The 20,623-nt window shown below is 68.1% G+C and carries 19 protein-coding genes; 9 read left to right on the top strand and 10 right to left on the bottom strand.

Annotated elements, in window-relative coordinates; genetic code table 11:
• Window positions 1–216 precede the first annotated feature (216 nt).
• Window positions 217–369 carry a hypothetical protein gene (locus tag CJ301_RS18625; protein WP_162620415.1) on the top strand — a complete coding sequence of 51 codons (153 nt, stop codon included), beginning with the start codon at window positions 217–219 and terminating at the stop codon, window positions 367–369.
• A 256-nt stretch (window positions 370–625) separates the two neighbouring features.
• On the top strand, window positions 626–1,924 hold the full coding sequence (locus tag CJ301_RS04355; RefSeq protein WP_099274674.1) for an NAD(P)H-dependent oxidoreductase: 1,299 nt from the start codon (window positions 626–628) through the stop codon (window positions 1,922–1,924).
• Between the two features lie 62 nt (window positions 1,925–1,986).
• On the opposite strand, the gene CJ301_RS04350 is transcribed toward CJ301_RS04355, so the two are convergent.
• The 8 genes from CJ301_RS04350 to cofG form a co-directional block, all read right to left on the bottom strand.
• The gene (locus tag CJ301_RS04350; protein WP_099274672.1) at window positions 1,987–2,610 is read right to left on the bottom strand and encodes a TetR family transcriptional regulator C-terminal domain-containing protein; all 624 of its coding nucleotides are present in this window, start codon (window positions 2,608–2,610) and stop codon (window positions 1,987–1,989) included.
• A 135-nt stretch (window positions 2,611–2,745) separates the two neighbouring features.
• A complete protein-coding gene (locus CJ301_RS04345) occupies window positions 2,746–3,786 on the bottom strand; it encodes a TIGR03842 family LLM class F420-dependent oxidoreductase (protein ID WP_099274670.1) in 1,041 nt (346 codons plus the stop codon).
• Window positions 3,787–3,828: 42 nt separating this feature from the next.
• Window positions 3,829–4,497 (bottom strand): NADPH-dependent F420 reductase, encoded by a 669-nt coding sequence (gene npdG, locus CJ301_RS04340; protein ID WP_099274668.1) that lies wholly within the window; start codon window positions 4,495–4,497, stop codon window positions 3,829–3,831.
• Complete coding sequence (gene cofE / locus CJ301_RS04335) at window positions 4,494–5,267, bottom strand: coenzyme F420-0:L-glutamate ligase (protein WP_099274666.1); 774 nt, start codon at window positions 5,265–5,267, stop codon at window positions 4,494–4,496. Before cofE ends, npdG begins: the two co-directional genes overlap by 4 nt.
• Window positions 5,264–5,908 carry a 2-phospho-L-lactate guanylyltransferase gene (gene cofC / locus CJ301_RS04330; RefSeq protein ID WP_099274664.1) on the bottom strand — a complete coding sequence of 215 codons (645 nt, stop codon included), beginning with the start codon at window positions 5,906–5,908 and terminating at the stop codon, window positions 5,264–5,266. The genes cofE and cofC overlap by 4 nt, the downstream gene beginning before the upstream one ends.
• Window positions 5,905–6,861, bottom strand: coding sequence for a 2-phospho-L-lactate transferase (gene cofD / locus CJ301_RS04325; RefSeq protein ID WP_099274662.1), 957 nt, complete (start codon window positions 6,859–6,861; stop codon window positions 5,905–5,907). The genes cofC and cofD overlap by 4 nt, the downstream gene beginning before the upstream one ends.
• Window positions 6,858–8,132 (bottom strand): 5-amino-6-(D-ribitylamino)uracil--L-tyrosine 4-hydroxyphenyl transferase CofH, encoded by a 1,275-nt coding sequence (gene cofH / locus CJ301_RS04320; protein WP_099274660.1) that lies wholly within the window; start codon window positions 8,130–8,132, stop codon window positions 6,858–6,860. The genes cofD and cofH overlap by 4 nt, the downstream gene beginning before the upstream one ends.
• On the bottom strand, window positions 8,129–9,271 hold the full coding sequence (cofG, locus tag CJ301_RS04315; protein WP_099274658.1) for a 7,8-didemethyl-8-hydroxy-5-deazariboflavin synthase CofG: 1,143 nt from the start codon (window positions 9,269–9,271) through the stop codon (window positions 8,129–8,131). The genes cofH and cofG overlap by 4 nt, the downstream gene beginning before the upstream one ends.
• 445 nt (window positions 9,272–9,716) lie before the next feature.
• Here cofG and CJ301_RS04310 point away from each other — a divergent pair, with 445 nt between their 5' ends.
• The 5 genes from CJ301_RS04310 (at window position 9,717) to CJ301_RS04290 (ending at window position 15,772) form a co-directional block, all read left to right on the top strand.
• Complete coding sequence (locus tag CJ301_RS04310) at window positions 9,717–11,036, top strand: aspartate aminotransferase family protein (protein WP_099274656.1); 1,320 nt, start codon at window positions 9,717–9,719, stop codon at window positions 11,034–11,036.
• 64 nt (window positions 11,037–11,100) lie between these two features.
• The gene (locus tag CJ301_RS04305) at window positions 11,101–12,351 is read left to right on the top strand and encodes a Zn-dependent hydrolase (protein WP_099274654.1); all 1,251 of its coding nucleotides are present in this window, start codon (window positions 11,101–11,103) and stop codon (window positions 12,349–12,351) included.
• Window positions 12,352–12,355: 4 nt separating this feature from the next.
• On the top strand, window positions 12,356–13,816 hold the full coding sequence (hydA, locus tag CJ301_RS04300; protein ID WP_099274652.1) for a dihydropyrimidinase: 1,461 nt from the start codon (window positions 12,356–12,358) through the stop codon (window positions 13,814–13,816).
• A 97-nt stretch (window positions 13,817–13,913) separates the two neighbouring features.
• Window positions 13,914–15,404, top strand: coding sequence for an NCS1 family nucleobase:cation symporter-1 (locus CJ301_RS04295; protein WP_099274650.1), 1,491 nt, complete (start codon window positions 13,914–13,916; stop codon window positions 15,402–15,404).
• A gap of 74 nt (window positions 15,405–15,478) precedes the next feature.
• Window positions 15,479–15,772, top strand: a complete 294-nt coding sequence (locus CJ301_RS04290) for a DUF1330 domain-containing protein (RefSeq protein ID WP_099274648.1) — start codon at window positions 15,479–15,481, stop codon at window positions 15,770–15,772.
• Between the two features lie 97 nt (window positions 15,773–15,869).
• Here CJ301_RS04290 and CJ301_RS04285 read toward each other — a convergent pair whose 3' ends face one another.
• Window positions 15,870–17,387 (bottom strand): transglycosylase SLT domain-containing protein, encoded by a 1,518-nt coding sequence (locus tag CJ301_RS04285; protein WP_099274646.1) that lies wholly within the window; start codon window positions 17,385–17,387, stop codon window positions 15,870–15,872.
• A gap of 258 nt (window positions 17,388–17,645) precedes the next feature.
• On the opposite strand from CJ301_RS04285, the gene CJ301_RS04280 reads away from it, so the two are divergent.
• Entirely contained in the window at window positions 17,646–18,146 is a 501-nt protein-coding gene (locus CJ301_RS04280; RefSeq protein WP_254050066.1) for a molybdopterin-dependent oxidoreductase, read from the top strand.
• Between the two features lie 13 nt (window positions 18,147–18,159).
• Here the strand turns inward: CJ301_RS04280 and CJ301_RS04275 are convergent, their stop codons facing one another.
• Complete coding sequence (locus CJ301_RS04275; protein WP_099274644.1) at window positions 18,160–18,570, bottom strand: hypothetical protein; 411 nt, start codon at window positions 18,568–18,570, stop codon at window positions 18,160–18,162.
• A gap of 263 nt (window positions 18,571–18,833) precedes the next feature.
• On the opposite strand from CJ301_RS04275, the gene CJ301_RS04270 reads away from it, so the two are divergent.
• Window positions 18,834–20,606, top strand: a complete 1,773-nt coding sequence (locus tag CJ301_RS04270) for an Ldh family oxidoreductase (RefSeq protein WP_099274642.1) — start codon at window positions 18,834–18,836, stop codon at window positions 20,604–20,606.
• Window positions 20,607–20,623 lie beyond the last annotated feature (17 nt).

Here is a 20,623-nt window from a genome sequence, read left to right as displayed (position 1 = left end):
CCGGACATGCTGCCGGAGAGGGGACCGCACCGCGGCGATCCCGCCTTCGGGCCGGAAACTTTCGCCCAAGTGGCCGTAGGCGCGCGGTTGCCGCCACCAGCCGGCGCCGCTCAGTTCGGTCTTCCGGCGGCACGTTCTCGGCCTGGCGCGCATTCACGAGGATGACTTCGACCCCATGCTGGCCGAGGTTCCCGAAGACGGACAGGCATCGATCGAATGCGGGCCGACCCCGAGCGACACCTTTCTGACCGGTTGGCCCTGCTGTGCGATCTGCGCGACCGCGCGCCGTTGAACCTGCGGCTCATCATGGCCACCTTGCCTCAATCGGTGAAAAAGGCGTTCACAAGGCACGGGGGGCTGATGATCTAGCCGCCCAGATCGGACAGGCCACGTGGCCAGTCTTGGCCCGGCCGGTGTTCCGATCACGACGGCCTCCCCGGCTTGCGGCCTTGACGCTGATGATCGTGTCGGGCTTCGCCCGGCAGCAATTCGTCGTCGAGGTCGAGGTGACGGCGGCCCTGAAAAGACGGCCCTGAAAACCCGGCCCTTTGGCCCGGTCCGGCGCGATGCCTCTGGACCCGCGCCGCCCGATCCGCTCCTTTCGGGGCAGGAGAGGGAGGCCGACATGAATCTGACGACACTTTGCGCCGCGCGCGCGGCGGAGGGCAGGCCGGTGCGGGCCGGGCTGATCGGGGCGGGCAAGTTCGGTTCGATGTTCCTCAGCCAAGTGCCTGGCATCGAGGGGCTGGAGGTGGCGGCGATCGCCGATCTCGACCCTGGGCGGGCAAGGTCGGCCTGCGCCGAGGTCGGCTGGGACGAGGCGCGCATCGCGGCGACGCGCTTTGTCGATGATGGCCGCGCCCTCGCGGCGCTGGACGAGGTCGAGGTGGTGATCGAGGCCACGGGGCATCCGCGCGCCGGCATCGCCCATGCGCTTGCCGCCATCGCGGCCGGCAAGCACGTGGTCATGGTGAATGTCGAGGCGGACGTGTTGGCCGGGCCGGCGCTTGCGCACCGCGCGGCCGAGGCGGGGGTGGTCTACTCCATGGCTTACGGCGATCAGCCTGCGCTGGTCTGCGAGATGGTCGATTGGGCGCGGGCCAGCGGCTTCGGGGTCGTCGCGGCCGGAAAGGGCACGAAATATCTGCCGGGCTATCATCAGGTGACCCCCGACGATGTCTGGGACCATTACGGGCTCACCGCCGAAGAGGCGCGCCGGGCGGGCATGAACCCGCAGATGTTCAACTCCTTTCTCGACGGCACCAAGAGCGCGATCGAGGCCGCGGCCATCGCCAATGCCACCGGCCTCGCGGTTCCCGAACAGGGACTGGCCTTCCCGCCCTGCGGCGCGGACGATCTCGCGCATGTCCTGCGCCCCCGCGCGCTGGGCGGCGTGCTGGAACGGAGCGGCATGGTCGAGGTGGTCTCGAGCCTCGAACGCGACGGGCGGCCCGTCTTCCGCGATCTGCGCTGGGGCGTCTATGTGGTGATCGAGGCGCCGAACGATTATGCCGCGGCCTGCTTTCGCCAATACGGCCTGCCGACGGATGCGACGGGACGTTTCGCCGCCATGTACCGGCCCTTCCACATGATCGGGTTGGAGCTGTCGGTTTCGGTGCTGTCGGCTGCGCTGCGCCATGAGCCGACCGGCACCACGCGGCGTTTCGCCGCCAGCGTCGCGGCGGTGGCCAAGCGGGACCTGGCGGTGGGCGAAACCCTTGACGGGGAGGGGGGCTACACCGTCCACGGGCAGGTCATGCCCGCCGAGCACGCCCGAGATCGTGACGTTCTTCCCATCGGGCTCGCCCAAGGGGTGCGACTGGCGCGGCCCGTGCGGGCCGGCGCGCCGCTGTGCTTTGCGGATGTGGCGATCGTGGAGGACGAGGCGGTGCGCCTTTACCGGGGGGCCAGCGCGACCGGTTGAGATGCGGCGCGAGCGCGTGTCGGTTCGGACCCTGCGGCGGGGCGTGACCGCCGCCGCAACGCTCAAGTGACGAGCAGCTTTCGATACATCTCGATCAGGAAGGCCTCGGCGTCGGCAAAGCGGTCTTTCGCCTTTTCCGGCGCGATCTGCTCGATCTGCACGTCGAAATCGGCATAGTGCTGGGTCGTCGCCCAGATCGAGTAGAGCAGGTGATGCGGATCGACGGGGGCGATGCGGCCCGCGCGGATCCAGTCCTCCAGCACCGCGATCTTGGCGCTGTAGAGCTCCTTCAGCGGGCCGAAGATCTCGTTCTTGGACTGCGGCAGCCCGCTCAGGATCTCGTTGGCGAAGAACTTGCTTTCCTTGGAAAAGTTCTTCGAGATGTCGAGCTTGCGCCGGATGTACTGGCAGATCTCCTCGACCGGCTCGCCATGCGGGCTGAGCATGTTCAAGGGTGCCATCCAAAGCTGAAGCGTGCGCGCCAGAAGCTCCTGGCGGATCGCGTCCTTGCTCTCGAAATAATAAAGAAGGTTCGGCGTGGTGAGCCCGGCGGTCTTGGCGATCAGGTTGATCGAGGCGCCGGACGAGCCGTGCTGGGCAAAGACCTCGAGCGCCGCGCCGAGGATCTGCTCGGTGTTCTTGCGCTGGATCCGGGTCCTGGGCTTCGAGCCTGCCATGCGTGCCATGAGCCGTTGAGCCCCTCGTATAGGTCGATCTTCACGCCCTATTGCACAACTGCAAAGGCGAGACCAGCGGAGGCGGGCCTTTCCGGCGGGCAGGGTGGGCTGCCCGCCGGTGGGCGTCTTTGCGCAGGGAGAGCTTTAGGAGACGGCCTTCAGCTTGGTGACGTTGTCCGCCTTCTCGCGGAAGGCCGGGATCACCGTGTCGCCGTAATCGGCGATGATCTTCTCCTCGTCGCCGCTGTCGAGATAGATGTTGAACTGCGTGGTGCCCGCCTCTTCGAGCTCGCGGATCTTGGTGATGTGCTCCTCGGGCGTGCCCAGCACGCAGAAGCTCTTGATGATGTCCTCGGTGATGAAGTCGAGATAGGGGTTATCGCTCTGGCCGTGCTTGGAGTAGTCGTAGCCCTTGCGGTTCTCGATGTAGGAGGTGAGCGAGGAGGGCACCTGATCGCTGTCGCTGCCGTATTTCTCGACGATGTCGGCGACGTGGTTGCCGACCATGGCGGGGAACCACTTCACCTTCTCGATCGCCTCGTCGATCGGCCCGGTATGGGCGGGGGCGGCGGCCATCACCTTGTAGTTCGACATGTCGAGCCCGGCCTCGGTACCCGCGGTCTTGGCCTGGTCGGCCAGCCACTTGACGATCTTGGGCTCGGCGATCTGCAGCACCACGCCGTCGCCGACGCGGCCGGCGGAGGCCAGCGCCTTGGGGCCATAGGCGCCGATCCAGACGGGCAGCTCGTAGCCGTCGGCCCAGGGGAACTTCACCGGCTCGGGGCATTCGCCGTATTGCACCTCCTCGCCACGAATGAGCGCCTTCACCACATGGGTGAACTCCTCGAGGCGCTTCAGCGTGGACGGCTTCTTGCCCATGACGCGCACCGCGCTGTCGCCACGCCCCAGCCCGATGTCGAAGCGGCCGCCTGACTGCTTGGCGAGCGAGCCGAAGAGCGAGGCCGCGACCGACCATTCGCGCGAATTGGGGTTGGTCACCAGAGGGCCGAAGCGCATGCGGGTGGTGTGCTCCATGCACATCGCCATGGCGACGAAGCTTTCGCGCCACAGGATGTGGCTGTCGTAGAACCAGCAATAGTCGAAGCCCGCGTTCTCGGCCTGACGGACCAGAGCCTTGGCGCGTTCGGGCTCGACGAAGCCCTTGAAGCAGATGCCGAATTCCATGTGATTTCTCCTCCCTAGAGAATTGATGCTTTTCTTGTGGGTTCAGTGATCGGGCGGGCAGATGCGGATGCCCGCATGGCTGAAGGGCACGGCCTTCGAGATGTTCAGCCGGATCAGGATCGGGGTGATCGCCTCGATGCAGCGCGCGGACTGCGCGTCGCCGGCGTTGTAGGCCTCGACGCCGAGCTTGCGCACCAGCTCGATCACCTTCTTGCGGGCCTCCAGGCTGTTGCCGCAGACGAGGATGTCGCAGTTGATCGACTGGTCGAGCGCCTTCAGCGTCACCGCCGAGACGTTGTGCAGCGCGCCGATCACCGGGATCTCATCGCCAAGCAGCGCCTGCGCCGCCTCGGTGGCCGAGCCCTCGGGCGGCATGGAAACCTTCTTGGGGTCGCCCTCGGAGAGCGGCACCACGATGTCGACGAGGATCTTTCCGGCGAGGGCGGGCTTCAGCGCCTCCAGCGTCGCGTTATGGGCCGAGAAGGGGACGGCGAGGATCACCATTTCCCCGGCGGCCTCGGTCGCGCCCTCGTTGTCGAGGCCACGGATCTTCGCGGCGCCCTCGGGCAGCTGCGCCTGCAGCTCCTCGGCGATGGCGGCGGCGCGCGGACCGTCGCGGCCGCCCAGCACCACCTCGACGCCGGCGCGCGCGAAGCGCAGCGCGAGGCCCTGGCCCTGCGGCCCGGTGCCGCCAATGATCGCGATTGTCATCTGAACATGTCCTCTTGTTTCTTGCGTAGGATGTCGGCGCCGCGGCTCTCGGCGGGCGTCCAGTCGAGCCCGCGCAGCAGCACCGCGGGGGTCTTGCCGTCCTTGCGCACCACCAGCCCCGAGGCGGCGGCGATCTCGTCGGCCAGCGCCGGTTCGGTGACCTGCAATGGGCGGCCCCATGCGTCGGTATTGCCCTGCTCGCGGATCGTGGCGGGCACCTTCGACAGGCCGATCGCGACATTGACCTGGCCCAGCCGCCAGGGCCGGCCGAAAGTGTCGGTCATCACCACGCCGATCTCGGCCCCGAAGCGGGCATGAAGTGCCGCGCGCAGCGCGTCGCAGCTGGCATCCGGGTCGGGCGGCAGCACCATCACGGCGCTCTCCTCGCCGAAATTGCTTTCGTCCACGGCGGCGTTGGCCGAGATGAAGCCGAGCCGATGCTCGCAGATCATCGTGCCCTCGTTCTGGTCGGGGCGGCGGAAGGAACGGACCACGCGGGTGCTCTCGCGCAGCACCACCTCGACCTTGCGGGCGTCCTTGTTCAGCTCCTCCGCGTAGCGCAGCGCCTCGTCGGAGGGCGTCACGCTGTCGAGCGGGATGATGCAGCCCTCGGCCTTGGAAAAGACCTTCTGCGCGACGCAGAGGATGTCGCCATGGCGCAGGCCGAGATCCGCCGCGTCGAGCCGGTCGCCGATGATCGCGGCGAGATCGTCGCCGTCCCGGATGTCGGGGATGCCGGGGATGGCGGTGAGCGAGACGGAGAGGCTCATTGCGCGGTCTCCCGGCGCGGACGCCGCAAATGGCCCGAGGGCAGGTGGTGCAGATCCTCGACGGTGTCGATGTCGATGCGCAGGCTGCCTAGCGGCATCATCACCGGCATCAGGCCCGCCGCCTCGGCGGCGCGGCGGTGGCGGATCGTCGATTTCGCGCCATAGGCAAAGGCGAAGGGGCAGGGGAGCGGCACCATCAGCGCATTGGTGCCGAGATCCTTGGCCGGGCAGATCACCGCCCTGCCGCCTTCGACCGGCTGATCCAGCAGCCAGGCGAGATCGACCGGGTCGGGATCGGCGAGATCGCCGGGCAGGACGCAAAGGGCCTCGTAGCCCTGCTCCAAGGCCCGGTTCGCCGCCGCTTCCACCGCCAGAGACAGCGTCGGCGCGCAGCCATCGTCGATCACGGACAGCCCCATCGTCTCGGCCACGTCGCGGATGATCGGGCTGGAGCTGACCACGGCGAGATCGACCCGGGTCTCGAGCCCCTCCACGGCCTCGCGCAGCCGGGCGACGGTCGCCCGGAACAGGCTCAGCGCCAGCTTGCCGCGCTGGTCCGGGGTGAGGGCGAGGCCAAGCCGGGTCTTGGCGTCGCGCGGGTCCTTCATCGGGATCGCGACGAGCCGCTTGGCGCCGCTCATGCCACCGCCTCCGCCGGCGCGAAGGCGAGATCGAGGATCTCGCGCGCCAGCCGCGCCTTGTCGGCCAGCGTCTTCATCAGGATGTCACTGCAATGCGGGGCGGGGCCTTCGGCGGCGATCTCTTCCCCGAGCGCGGCATCGGCATGGTCGATCACCAGCCGGTCCGCCAGCGCGGCATAGCGCCGGGCCACGCCGACCGCGTCGGCGCGAAGCCCCAGCGCCGCCATCATCCGGTCGGCCGGGCCCTTGACCACCTTGCCCGCGATGAAGGGGCTGACCGCGATCTTGGGCGCGGCGGCGGCGCGCAGCGCCTCGCCGATGCCGGGGATGCCCAGAATCGGGGCGATGCTCACCAGCGGGTTCGACGGCGCGATGACGATCAGCTCGGCCCCGGCGATCGCCGCCAGCGCCTCGGGCGTCGGGCGGGCCATGTCCATACCGGAAAAGGCGATCTCGCGAATCTCCGGGGCGCAGCGTTCGCGCACGAAATATTCCTGAAAGCTCAGCCAGCGCCCGTCGGTCGTGCGCAGCCGGGTCTGCACCGCGTCGTCTGTGGGCAGCAGGATCTCGGTCGTCACGCCGAAGGCGCGGGCCACGTCGCGGGCGATATCCGAGGGCCGGTCGCCCTTGGCGCGCCGCATCGTGCGGTGGATGTGCAGGCCAAAATCGCGGTCGCCCAGCGACATCCACGTCTCCGCGCCCAGAAGGTTCAGCGTCTCCAGCGCCCGGTGCCCCTCATCCGCGACGCCCCAGCCCTGGCCGCGGTCGATCCGCCCGGCGAGGCTGTAGGTCAGCGTGTCGATGTCGGGCGAGACCCAGAGCCCGTGGAAGCTCTCGTCATCGGCGATATTGCCGATCACCGACAGCGCCACGTCGTCCTGCGCGGCGAGCCCCTCGGCCATCTTGGCGCCGCCGACGCCGCCGGCGAGCAGGCAGACCTTGCGCGGGCTCATTGCGCGGCCTCGACCGTGGCGGGGCGCTCGGGGAACATCTCGAGGAAGGCGAGCGGGTCGCGGCCCTTGCGGTCCACCAGCGGGGCCAGCTCCTCGGGGTCGTGGTGCTCGAACACCTCGCGCAGTTCGTAGACAGTGTTGCGGCGCACCGGCACGCGGCCTGCCGCGCGGATCATCCGCACCAGCTCGCGCGCGGTGATCTCCTGCCCATGCGCCGAGCCCGCGGCGCGCGAGATGCTCTCGTTCATCAGCGTGCCGCCGAGGTCGTTGACCCCGCGCGACAACATCTGTTGCGCGCGGGCGGCGCCGAGCTTGGTCCAGCTCACCTGGATGTTGTCGATCCAGCCATGCAGCATGATCCGCGACACCGCGTGCATCAGGTCGACCTCCTGCGCCGTCGGGCCGGGGCGGACCTTGTCGGGGTTCTGGGCGTAGAGCGGCGAATCCGTGTGCACGAAGGAGAGCGGCACCAGCTCGGTGAAGCCGCCCGTGTCCTTCTGGATGTCGCGCAAAAGCGCGATATGCGCGGCCCAGTGCTCGGGCGCATCGACATGGCCATACATGATCGTCGCGGTGGTGGGGATGCCGACCTCGTGGGCGGTGCGGATGATCTCGACCCAGCGCTCGGCCGAGAGCTTGTTGGTGGTGAGCTGCATCCGGACCTCGGTGTCGAGGATCTCGGCCGCGGTGCCGGGCATCGAATCGAGACCGGCCTCCTTCAGATCGGTCAGGAAATCGCGGTAGGACATCTTGGTCTTGGACGCGCCGTACCAGATCTCGAAGGGCGAGAAGGCGTGGATATGCATGCCGGGCAGCGCCGTCTTGATGGCGCGGATGATCTCCCGGTAATAGGTGCCTTCCATCTTCGGGTGCAGCCCGCCCTGGATGCAGACCTCGGTGGCGCCGCGATTCCAGGCCTGCTGCGCCCGCTCCACGATCTGCGCGGGCTCCAGCCACTCGGCGGATTTGTCCTCGCTCCGCTTGGCAAAGCCGCAGAACTTGCAGCCCATGTAGCAGATGTTGGTGAAGTTGATGTTGCGGTTCACCACGAAGCTGACCCGGTCACCATTGGCGCGGCGGCGCAGCGTGTCGGCGGTGCGGTAGACCGCGTCGATATCCGCCGCGTCGGCCCGGAACAGGGCGACGCCGTCCTCCGTGCTCACCTCGCCGCCGGACAGCGCCTTTTCGAGGATGGCGCGGATCGCGGGCGAGGCGCCGCCCAGGGCGGCGGGATCGCAGGCGAATTGCCGGCTCTTCGACTGGTAGGTCATGCTGTCTCTCCGATGTGCCGCTGCTCGCGCGCCAGCCCCGTGCCGCCGGCCATGCCGAGCGCGCGGGTCCGCACGGAAGGGTTGATGAAGCCCGCATTCCCGGTGAGGTATCGCGGGTAGACGGTGAGCCGCTCGCGCAGCTCGAAGCCCGCCGCCTCGCAGGAGCGCGCGAGGCTGCGGATCTCGGGCCAGTCATGCTGCGGGTTGATGAAATCGATGGTGACCGGCGAGATGCCGCCCCAGTCGTTGATGCCCGCGTCGAGATAGGCGATGTGCCGCGCGCTCAGGTTGGGCGGCGCCTGCAGGCTGATCTCGGGCGAAAGGATCACCCGCGCCGCGGCGATGGTGCGCAGCATGTCCTCGAGCCCGGGCTCGGGGTGGTTTGCCATCTCGATGTCGGGCTTGCGCTGGAAGTTCTGGATGATGACCTCCTGCACGTGGCCATGGCGCGCATGGGCGGCGTTGATCGCGTGGAGCGCCTCGATCCGCTCCTCCCATGTCTCGCCGATGCCGATCAGCAGGCCGGTGGTGAAGGGCACGCGCTTTTCGCCCGCCCGCTCCAGCGTGCGCAGCCGCTGCACCGGCGTCTTGTCGGGGCAGGCGTGATGCGGCTGGCCCTTGCGGGTCAGGCGGCGGCTGACGGTCTCGAGCATCATGCCCATCGAGGCAGAGACGGGCTTGAGCACGTCGATCTCCTCGTCGGTCAGCGTGCCGGCGTTGACATGCGGCAAGAGGCTGGTTTCGCGCAGCACCAGTTCGCACATGTCGCGCAAATAATCGGTGAGCCGCGAATAGCCGAGCCGTTCCAGCCCCTTGCGCGCCGCCTCGTAGCGCAGCTCGGGCTTTTCGCCGAGGCTGAACAGCAGCTCCTTGCAGCCCTCGCGCTCGCCGCGCCGCGCCTCGGCCAGCACCTGCTCGGGCGTCATGATCCGCGCCTCGGGCGAGGAGGGGTGCTTGACGAAGGTGCAGTAGCCGCAGGTGTCGCGGCACATGTTGGTGAGCGGCACGAAGGCCTTGCGCGAATAGGTGATCCGGCGGCCCCAGGCCGCGTCGCGGATCTGGCGGGCGCTGGCCATCAGGGCATCGAGATCCCCGGTTTCGGCCAGTGCGGCGCCGGTGCTGGGCAAGTGGCTGGTCATGATCTCCTCCTGCCCTCAAGGCTGAGCGATCCGGCAGCGACTTGTCAAAACTATTTTTAGTATCAGGTCAAAAAACAGCTCATATAGTAAAAATATGTATTATAAACATGGTATTAGGTGCATTGTAGGATCCGCTTCCATCAAAATAATTGACTAGTAGATAAAACGGCGTGGATAGTCGACCTAGCTTCACGCGGCGCTTGGGAGGGCGCCCGGAGGCAGTGGGAGGACAGGGCCGTGATGATGCAAGCACTGGAAAAACCGGTGGCCGGCTGGCTGGCGGTCATGGCCCGGGCAGGCCCGGCGGGCCTCGCCGTCGGGCATGGCCACGGCGCCGCGCCCCTTCTTCAGGATCGACCGGGCGCACCGCTTGCGGTGACGCCCACATATCGCGCGACGGGCTGCCCGCCCCGCGCCCGAGGCCATCGTTCAAGGGAATGACGAGATGAACGCAGAGACCAGGATCCGCAACGACCTCGGCGCCTACTGGATGCCCTTTACCGCCAACCGGCAGTTCAAGGACAACCCGCGCATGATCGCGAGCGCCGAGGGGATGTATTACACCACCACCGATGGCCGGAAGGTCATGGACGGCACCGCCGGTCTGTGGTGCGTCAATGCGGGCCACCGCGCGCCGCGCATCACCGAAGCGGTGCAGCGGCAGGTCGAGGAGCTCGACTACGCGCCCGCCTTCCAGATGGGCCACCCCAAGGCCTTCGAGCTGGCCTCGCGCCTCGCCGAGCTGGCGCCGGGCAAGCTCAACCACGTCTTCTTCACCAATTCCGGCTCGGAATCGGTGGAGACCGCGCTGAAGATCGCTCTGGCCTATCACAAGGCCCGCGGCGAGGCGGGGCGCACCCGGCTGATCGGCCGCGAAAAGGGCTATCACGGCGTCAATTTCGGCGGCATCTCGGTCGGCGGCCTCGTCAACAACCGCCGCGCCTTCGGCACGCTCCTGAGCGGCGTCGATCACCTGCCGCACACCCACGACATCGCGCGCAACGGCTTTACAAAGGGTCAGCCCGAGCATGGCGCGGAGCTGGCCGACGAGCTGGAGCGGATGGTCGCGCTGCACGGGGCCGAGACCATCGCCGCGGTGATCGTCGAGCCGATGGCCGGATCGGCGGGCGTCATCCTGCCGCCCAAGGGCTACCTGCAAAAGCTGCGCGAGATCACCCGCAGGCACGGCATCCTCCTGATCTTCGACGAGGTGATCACCGCCTATGGCCGCATGGGCCGGGCCTTCGGCGCGGATTACTACGGCGTCGAGCCGGACATGATCACCACCGCCAAGGGGCTGACCAACGGCGTCATCCCGATGGGTGCGGTGTTGGCGAGCGAGGCGATCCACGACGCCTTCATGACCGGCCCCGATCACATGATCGAGCTGTTCCACGGCTACACCTATTCGGGCAACCCGATGGCCTGCGCCGCCGCACTCGCCGCCCTCGACACCTACCGCGAGGAGGCGCTGTTCGAGCGCGCCGCCTCGCTTGAGGATTACTGGGCCGACGCGCTGTTCAGCCTCAGGGACAAGCCCGGCGTGATCGACATCCGCGTCGTCGGCCTCGTGGGCGCGGTGGAGCTGGAGCCCTTCGCGGACCAGCCCACCAAGCGCGCCTTCGACACCTATCTGCGCGCCTGGGACAAGGGCGTGCACCTGCGCACCACCGGCGACACCATCGCCATGTCGCCACCGCTGATCATCGAGAAATCCGAGATCGACCAGCTGGTCGGCACGCTCGGCGCGGCGCTCGACGCCTGAGAGGGGCGCGCGGTCCGGCGGCCGGGGAGGGCGGCCGGACCCCGCGCCAGCAATGGGAGGACACATGAAAGACATCCAGACCAACACCCGGATCGACGGGGCCCGGCTGTGGGACTCGCTGATGGAGATGGCGAAGGTCGGCCCCGGCCTGCGCGGCGGCAACAACCGCCAGACGCTGACCGACGCCGACCGCGAGGGGCGCGACCTGTTCAAGCGCTGGTGCGAGGAGGCCGGCATGAGCGTCGGCGTCGACAGCATGGGCAACATGTTCGCCCGGCTCGAAGGGGCCGAACCCGATCTCGACCCGGTGATGATGGGCAGCCATCTCGATACCCAGCCGACGGGCGGCAAGTATGACGGCGTGCTGGGCGTGCTGGCCGGGCTCGAGGTCGTCCGCTCGATCCGCGATCGGGGGATCACCCCGCGCCGCCCGATCGTCGTGGTCAACTGGACCAACGAGGAGGGCACCCGCTTCGCCCCCGCCATGCTGTCGAGCGGCGTCTTCGCGGGCGTGCACACCCAAGGCTGGGCCTATGCGCGCGAGGACGCGGAAGGAAAGCGCTTCGGCGACGAGCTGGCGCGGATCGGCTATGTCGGCGAGGAGCCGGTGGGTCAACGCCCGATGCACGCCATGTTCGAGCTGCATATCGAGCAGGGCCCGATCCTCGAGGCCGAAGGCCGCGACATCGGCGTCGTCACCCATGGGCAGGGGCTGAGCTGGACGCAAGTGACCGTCACCGGCAAGGAGAGCCACACCGGCTCCACCCCGATGCCGATGCGCCGCAACGCCGGGCTCGGCATGGCGCGCATCCTCGACAAGGTCGACGAGATCGCCTGGTCCCACAAGCCGCATGCCGTGGGCGCGGCCGGTCACATCGAGGTCTTCCCGAACTCGCGCAACGTGATCCCCGGCAAGGCGGTCTTCACCGTCGATTTCCGCTCGCCGGAGCTTTCGGTGATCGAGGACATGGAGGCGCGGCTGCGCACGGAAGGTCAAAAGATCGCCGATGAGATGGGGTTGGAGATCGCCTTCGAGAAGGTCGGCGGCTTCGACCCCGTGCCCTTCGACGAGGGATGCGTCGATGCGGTGCGCCGCGCCGCCGAGAAGCTCGGCTACAGCCACCGCGAGATCATCTCGGGCGCCGGTCACGACGCCTGCTGGATCGCCCGCGTCGCGCCCACGGCGATGATCATGTGCCCCTGCGTCGATGGTCTGAGCCACAACGAGGACGAGGAGATCAGCCGCGACTGGGCCGCCGCCGGCTGCGACGTGCTGCTGCACGCCGTCCTGGAAACCGCCGAAATCGTAGAGTGAGAAAATGAGCAAGAGAACCGTGATCAAGGGTGGCACCATCGTCGCCGCCGACCGCAGCTACGCCGCAGACATCGCCATCGAGGGCGAGACCATCGTGCAGATCGGCACCGACCTGTCGGGCGACGAGGTGATCGACGCCACCGGCTGCTACGTGATGCCGGGCGGGATCGACCCGCATGTGCATCTGAAGATGCCCTTCATGGGCACCCATTCGGCCGATGATTTCGAAAGCGGCACCCGCGCGGGCCTCGCCGGCGGCACCACCATGGTGGTCGATTTCTGCCTGCCCAGCCCCGGCCAGTCGCTGATCGAGGCGCTCGAGGGCTGGCACGCCAAGTCGCAGCGCGCCTGCGGCGACTACTCCTTTCACATGGCGGTGACATGGTGGGGCGAGCAGGTGTTCGAGGAGATGCAGCAGGTCGTCGATCTGGGCATCAACTCCTTCAAGCACTTCATGGCCTACAAGGGCGCGCTGATGGTGGATGACGACGAGCTGTTCGACAGCTTCCGCCGCTGCGCCGCGATCGGCGCGATGCCGATGGTCCATGCCGAGAACGGCGACGTCGTCGCCACCATGCAGCAGAAACTGCTCGAGCAGGGCATCCGCGGCCCCGAGGGTCACGCCATGTCGCGCCCGCCCGAGGTCGAAGGCGAGGCCACCAACCGCGCGATCATGATCGCCGACATGGCGGGCGTGCCGCTCTATGTCGTCCACACCTCCTGCGAGCAGGCGCATGAGGCGATCCGCCGCGCGCGGCAAAAGGGGATGCGGGTTTACGGCGAGCCGCTGATCCAGCACCTCGTGCTGGATGACAGCGAGTATCGCAACCCCGACTGGGACCACGCCGCCCAGCGCGTGATGTCGCCGCCCTTCCGCGACAAGTCGAACCAGGACAGCCTCTGGGCGGGTCTTCAGGCGGGCTCGCTGCAGGTGGTGGCGACCGATCACTGCGCCTTCACCACCGAGCAGAAGCGCACCGGCATCGACGACTTCACCAAGATCCCGAACGGCACCGGCGGGCTCGAGGACCGGATGCCGGTCTTGTGGACCGAAGGGGTCAACACCGGGCGGCTCACGAAGAACGAGTTCGTCGCCGTCACCTCGACCAACATCGCCAAGATCCTCAACATCTACCCGCAGAAGGGCGCGATCCTCGAAGGCTCGGACGCCGACATCGTGGTGTGGGATCCGAGGAAGTCGAAGGTGATCTCGCCCGAGACCCAGCAATCGGTCGTGGAATACAACGTCTTCGCGGGGCGCGAGGTCACCGGCCTGCCGCGCCACGTGCTGAGCCGCGGCAGGCTTGCGGTCGATGACGGGACGGTCTGCGCCACGCCCGGCCATGGCCGCTTCGTCAAGCGGCCGCCCTTCGCGGAGGTGAACAAGGCGCTGTCGAAGTGGAAGGAGGTGACCGCGCCGCGCAAGGTCGAGCGCAAGCCCGAGAACATGCCGGCCTGCGTCTGAGATGAAATGCCCCCGAGACTTTCGGGGGCATTTTCTTTAGCGCCCGGGGAAGAGAATGATGGGCGCCACAAGACCAATAACAGGGAGGAGACAAGACATGACGGACATGACTGCGGGGGCCCCCGCGGCAAAAGGCGGGGCGCAGGCGCGCCTCGATGCCGCCGGAATGGACCCGAGGCTCTACAACGAGGACCAGCTGCCGACCACCGCCGCCGAGCGGACATGGGACTGGCTCGCCATCGCCGCGCTTTGGGTCGGCATGGTGGTCTGCATTCCGACCTATCTTCTGGCCTCCTACCTGATCAATTCCGGCATGAGCTGGGACCAGGCGGTGCTGACCATACTCGCCGCCAACGCCATCGTGCTGATCCCGATGGTGCTTCTGGGCCATGCCGGGACGAAATACGGCATTCCCTTCCCGGTGCTGCTGCGCTCCTCCTTCGGCCCCACCGGCGCCAAGATCCCGGCCGTGGCGCGCGGCATCGTCGCCTGCGGCTGGTTCGGCATCCAGACATGGGTCGGCGGCTCGGCGATCTTCGTGATCCTCAACACCCTGACGGGCGGCGCACTGGCGGGCGAGGCGATGCCGATCCTCGGGATCAGCCTCGGCGAGTTCGTCTGCTTCCTCGCCTTCTGGGGCCTGCATCTCTACTTCATCACCCATGGCACGGAATCGATCCGCTGGCTCGAGACCTACGCCGCGCCGTTCCTGCTGGCGATGGGCCTCGCGCTTCTCGCATGGGCCTGGTTCGCGGCCGGCGGCTTCGGCCCGATGCTGTCGAACCCGAGCGCCTTCGATCCGGGCCAGCCGCAGGAGGGGCAGTTCTGGATGGTGTTCTGGCCGAGCCTCACGGGCATGATCGGCTTCTGGGCGACGCTGGCGCTCAACATCCCCGACTTCACCCGCCACGCCAAGAGCCAGAAGGACCAGTTCCTCGGCCAGCTGATCGGCCTGCCGATCCCGATGGCGCTGTTTGCCTTCATCGCCTCGGCGGTGACCTCGGCGACGATCGTGATCTATGGCGAGGCGATCTGGGACCCGATCCAGCTCGCCGAGCGGATGGGCGGGGTCTCGATCATCATCGCGCTCTTCGCGCTGATCGTGGCGACGCTGACCACCAACCTCGCGGCCAACGTGGTGGCGCCCTCGCACGGCTTCTCGAACCTCGCGCCGAGCAGGATCAACCTCAAGCGCGGCGGCTACATCACCGCGGGCATCGGCGTGGCGATGTTCCCCTGGATCCTGATCGACCATATCGGCGGCTGGCTGATCGCCTATTCGGCGCTTCTGGGTCCGATCGCGGGCGTGATGCTGGCCGATTACTACCTGCTGCGGAAGACCAGGCTGGACGTGACCCAGCTGTTTCGCGCCGACGGCATCTATGCGGGGCGCAACGGCACCAACTGGGCCGGGATCGGCGCGCTGGTGATCGGCATCCTGCCGAACCTGCCGGGCTTTCTCGCGGGCGTCGGGCTGACCGCGGGCACCGCGCCGGTCTTCGCCACGATCTACACCTATGCGTGGTTCGTCGGGCTGTTCGTGGCGGGCGCGGCCTATCTCGTGCTTTCGAAGATCCTCGGCAAGTGACGCCATGCGTCTGACGGGCCGGGGCGGCGATGGTCGCCCCGGCCCTTTCATGTCCGCACACGGGAGAAGACGACATGCCCAAGGCCTACTGGATCGCCCATGTGACGGTCACCGACCCCGAACCCTACAAGCTCTATGCCGAAGGGGCGACGCAAGCCTTCCGCGAGCATGGCGCGCGGGTGCTGGCGCGCGGCGGAAGGATCGAGGCGCTGGAGGGCGAGAGCCATCCGCGCAACGTGGTGATCGAGTTCGACACGATGGAGGCCGCGCTCGCCTGCTACAACTCAGACACCTACCAGGCCGCCAAGCGCCACCGCGAGGGGGCGGGCATCGCCAACATCATGATCATCGAGGGCGCGCCGGACTGATCCCGGCGGGGCAGGCCGTGACGCAGGCTTGCCCCGAGCCCCGGCCACCATCCGGGCGTCACCGGACCGGAAGGTGCCGCATCGGCGCGAACGATCCTCATTGCGCCTCTTGGGTCGTGCGCGTCTCGAACTCTTCGCGCGCCAGCGCGGCTTCCGCCTCCAGATCGGCAAGCAGGCGATAGGAGACGTAGTACTTGAAGATGTTGCGCACGTAGATCGCGGGTTCGCGGCTGACCGCCGACTGGATCGCGATCTCGACATTCTCGAACCAGACCTGCGGATCGAGCCCCATCTCCACGGCCCGGCGCTGGGCGCGCTGCACGCCGCCCGGCCCGGCATTGTAGGCCGCGAAGGCCAGCAGCGTCTGGTCGAGCGGCGTGATCTCGGGATCATCGAAGAAGGTGTCGCGCAGCCAGCGCAGGTAGCGGACCCCGGCATGCACATTGGCATCGAGGCTCGAGATGTCGGGAATGTCGACCACTGGGTCGGCCGCGGTCGAGGGCATCACCTGCATCACGCCCACGGCGCCGACATGGCTTCGCGCCTCCTGGTCGAGCCGCGATTCCTGATAGGCCTGGGCCAGCACCAGATCGGGGTCGAAGTCGTATTCCTCCGAATAGCGCTCGATCACCGGGGCGACCTCGTCGATGCGCAGCTGCGCCGTGTCGGTGCCGAGATTCTCGATCCAGTCGGCCGAGCTGGTGTAGCGGTCGAGCACGACATTGCCGAGCAGCGTGCCCTGCTTGGCCACCTCGACGAAGCCGTCGAGCGCGGCGCGAAGCTGCGGGTTCTCGGCCCGCATCGCCCAGGCGATGCGCCCGTCCGGGCTCAGCTCGATATCCTCGCGCACGGCGACCGAAGGATAGGCCGTGGCCCAGAACCGCGCCTTGAAATCGCTGGCGACCGTGGCCGGGATGACCCCGATCTCGACAAGCTCGATCAGGTCGTAGTCATCGAGCCGGGCATCGACGAAGCGCAGGTCCAGTTCGGGTCCGCCCTCGGCCTCCAGCCTCTCGTCGAGGCGGCGCAGATTGGCGGCGTAGCGGCTGCCTTCCGCGACATAAAGGGGAATTTCCGCCAGATCCTCCAGCGTCTCCACCCCGTCGATACCGGGGCCGAGGACGGGCACGTCGTTGACATCCTCGATGAGCGGCTGGGTGTAGCTCAGCCCATCGATCTCCTCCGCGCGGGAGGCGGTCAGGGTCGTGAAATCGCTGCGCCCGTCGATGAGCCCCGGGATGATCTCGATCCGGGGCATGGGCGTCGGCACGACCACGGTGGGGGTGCGCGACGCGCCTTCCTGGGCGGCGAGGTACAGCTCCAGCTCCCGCGTGATCTCGATCGCGACGCCGACCGCGTTCTCGCCGTCGAACGCGATCATCAGGGGGTCGGGCGGCACGGCCATGCGAAGATAGCCGCGATCGCGCATTTCGGGCAGACCCCCGGTCTCGGGGGCAAGGATCGCGTCGACCAGCACCTCTCCGTCGCCCTGGGCGAGCAGCTCTTCGGCCAGGGCATCAAGCCCCTGCGCCCGCTCGGCCTCCCGGGCCTCGAGAGCGCCGCTCGGCACGAGCAGGATGGTGGCGATCAGGCTGAAAGCGCAAGCAGGCCGCATGTCAGTCCTCCACGGTAGCAATCGGTGGGCACGATGAGGGAGGTCAACGCGGCGGGTCCGGTCTGGCTCCGAACCGGGGGGAATTTCCCGATAACCCTTCGCGCCCGCGGCGGATCGCCCACGCGCCGCGAGGTGGCCATGAGACACCCGCAGGACACGCCTCGGGCACTCCTTGTCACCCGCCCGCAGCTTGGGATTGGCGCGCGCCGCGCCAAGGGTGTTCAATGCGCGCGAAACCCGACATCGAAAGGTCCCGCCATGCTCAGATCGTCCTTGTTCAATGCCCTCTGCCTGTCGCTCGCCATGTCGAGCCCGCTGCTCGCGCAGGAAGCGCAGGAAGCGCCCGGAGAGGTGGGCCTTCTGACGCTGGAGGCCCCGGGCGCGGCGGCGCCCGTCGCGTTCGATCTGGATGCGCTGAAGGCCATGCCGGTCACCGAGATCGAGACCAGCACCGTCTGGACCGATGGCGTGACCCGTTTCACCGGCGTCGCGCTGAGCGATCTTCTTGCGGATCTGGGTGAGGAGGGCACGGTGATCCATGCCATGGCGCGCGACGGCTACTCGGTCGAGATCCCGGTGAGCGACGCGGTGCCGGGCGGCCCGATCGTCGCCTACGAGATGGATGGCGCGCCGCTCGATGCGGACATGATGGGGCCCTACTGGATCATCTACCCCTATGACAGCGACGAAGCCTACCGGACCGAGGAGATCGAGGCGCGCAGCATCTGGCAGCTGGCGCGGCTGACCCTCGCCGACTGAGGCCCGAGAGGTTTCAATCCGCGCCGTGGCCGAGACGTTCGACAAAGCGCATCTCGGCCGCGGCGTCCGCCAGCGCGTCGATGCCGATCATCGCCGCCATGAAGGCCGCCATGCAGACCGCATGGTTCACCGCCGTCTGGATCAGCCGTTTGCGGCGCGTGTCGGTATTGGCGAAGATCGCGATCTCGGGGCGCAGCAGGAAGATCGAGGCGAGATAGGCAAAGAGCAGGGCGGAGAGCGCCCAGTGCAGCGCCCTGAAGCCCCAAAGCCCGGTTTCCATCGCCGCCAGCCGCGCCAGCCCGACGAGCAGGGCCCAGCGCAGCACGGTAAAGGCCTCGCTCACGCCGGTTTCGAGCCGGGCGCCGAAGGCCCGGCGCGCCCCGTCATCCGAAATCCGATCCAGCCAGCCCCGCAGCCCTGCCATGATCCCGCCTTTCGCATGGAGGCCCCAGCCTAACACGGGCGGCGGGCCTTGGGGCAAAGCCCATCAAGGCTCCATCAGCCAAATGGCGGCTGCCTGCGGGAGCGCAGCCGACCAAGAAACCCTTCGCAGGAGCATTCCTGCACGGGGGCAGGAGGGCTCCCATCCGTGCCGCGCCGCCCCGAAAAAGGAATCTGCAACGCGCCTCACATGCAATCTTGTGTTGTTTGATATATCGTATACCGTTTTCATGGGGAGGATGCGCGATGTCGGACAACATCGGGGCAGGCATGGGGCTGGACCGGCAGAAGCTGTCGGAGCAGGCGCGCGAGGCGATCCGCGAGCGGATCGTGGGGGGAGAGTTTCCGCTGGGGCGCAAGCTGCCCGAAGCGGAGCTGGTCGGCCTGCTGAAGATGAGCAAGAGCCCGATCCGCGAGGCGCTTTTGCAACTCGAACGCGAGGGGCTGGTCGAGATGGCCTCGGGCCGCAGCGCGCGGGTCTTCACGATGGGGGCGGAGGAGATCGCCGAGCTGGGCGAGCTGCGCCTGATGCTGGAGCTGCAGGCGGTGCGGATGGCGATCGAGCGCAATCCCGCGCCGCTGCAATCGGCGCTCGACGACATCACGGCCCGGATGCAGGAGGCGCTGTCGCGCGGAGATTCCGACAGCTACAAGCTACTCGACCACGATTTTCACGACGCGATTTTCGCCCATTGCGGCAACAGCTTCCTGCGCGACAATTTCCGCAGGCTGTCCTTCCGGGTGCAGGCCCTGCGCAACCGCCTGTCGCTCGACGAGACGCTGAACCGCAAATCCCTCGGGGAACATGTCACCATCGCCAGGGCCGTGGCGGCGGGGCGGGGCGAGGCGGCGGTCGCGCTTCTGTCCTCTCATATCGGCGACACGATCGAGGCCTATCTCGCCCGGATCGCCGCCGAGGCGGAGCCGGGGAAACAGGCGGCGCTGGCGCCGGTGCGGGTCGCGCTCGGGGAGATGGAGCGGTTTTCGCGCGCGGCGCTGACGGCGGTGGGGGCGGATGCGCCGACGGTGGAGGCGGTGACCCGGGCCCTCCTGCACGCCTCGGCCCACGGGGTGGACACGCATGGCTTCCGGCTCTTGCCGCATTACCTGCATGGCCTCGCCGAGGGGCGGCTCAACAAGGCGCCGAAGCTATGTTTCGCGCGCGAAACAGGCGGCGCCTGCGTGCTCGACGCCGATGACGCCCATGGCGCGCGGGCGGGCTACGCGGCGGTGGAGCGGGCGCTGGAGCTGGCGCGCGTGCATGGGCTGGCGGCGGTGGCGATCCGCGGCTCATCGCATTTCGGGGCCGCCGGGGCCTATGCGCTGGAGATCGCGCGCCACGGCATGATGGGGCTCGCCTTTTGCAATTCCGACAGCTTCGTGCGGCTGCATGGCGGCGCGGCGCGGTTTCACGGCACCAACCCGATCGCCGCCGCGGCCCCGGCGGGGGAGGGGGAGCGGCCCTGGCTGCTCGACATGGCGACGAGCGCCATTCCCTTCAACCGCGTGCAGCTCAACCGCAGCTTGGGCGCGTCGCTGCCCGAGGACGTGGCCTCGGACGGTCGGGGCGTCAACGTCACCGATCCTTCGGTCGTCGAGATGCTGGCCCCTCTTGGCGGCGCGCTCTTCGGCTACAAGGGCGCGGGGCTCGCGGGGCTGGCCGAGATCTTCTCGACCGCCTTTTCCGATGCGCCGCTCAGCTTCGAGCTGCCGCCGATGATCAGCGACGACATGGCGACGCCGCGCAGGCTCGGCGCCTTCGTCATGGCGCTCGACCCCGAGGCCTTCGGCGGCCGCGCCGCCTTCGAAGGGGTCGTCCGCCGCTACCTCGCCGCCATCGCCGCCTCGCCGGCTGCGCCGGGGGAGAGCGTCATGGCGCCGGGCGCGCGCGAATGGGCCGAGGCCGAACGGCGGCGCGAACAGGGCATGACGCTCGACCGAAGCGCGGTCGAGGCGCTGGACCGCTTTGCCGAAGAGCAGGGGATCGCGCCGCTCGTCCACCGTTCGGGAGGGCGGTGACGGGCCACGTCAGACAT

The sequence above is a fragment of the Limimaricola cinnabarinus genome (assembly GCF_002723615.1).
GTDB classification, from domain to species: Bacteria; Pseudomonadota; Alphaproteobacteria; order Rhodobacterales; family Rhodobacteraceae; genus Limimaricola; species Limimaricola cinnabarinus_B.
Note: the sequence above shows the minus strand (reverse complement) of the source record. Positions and strands in the feature narration are given on the sequence as shown.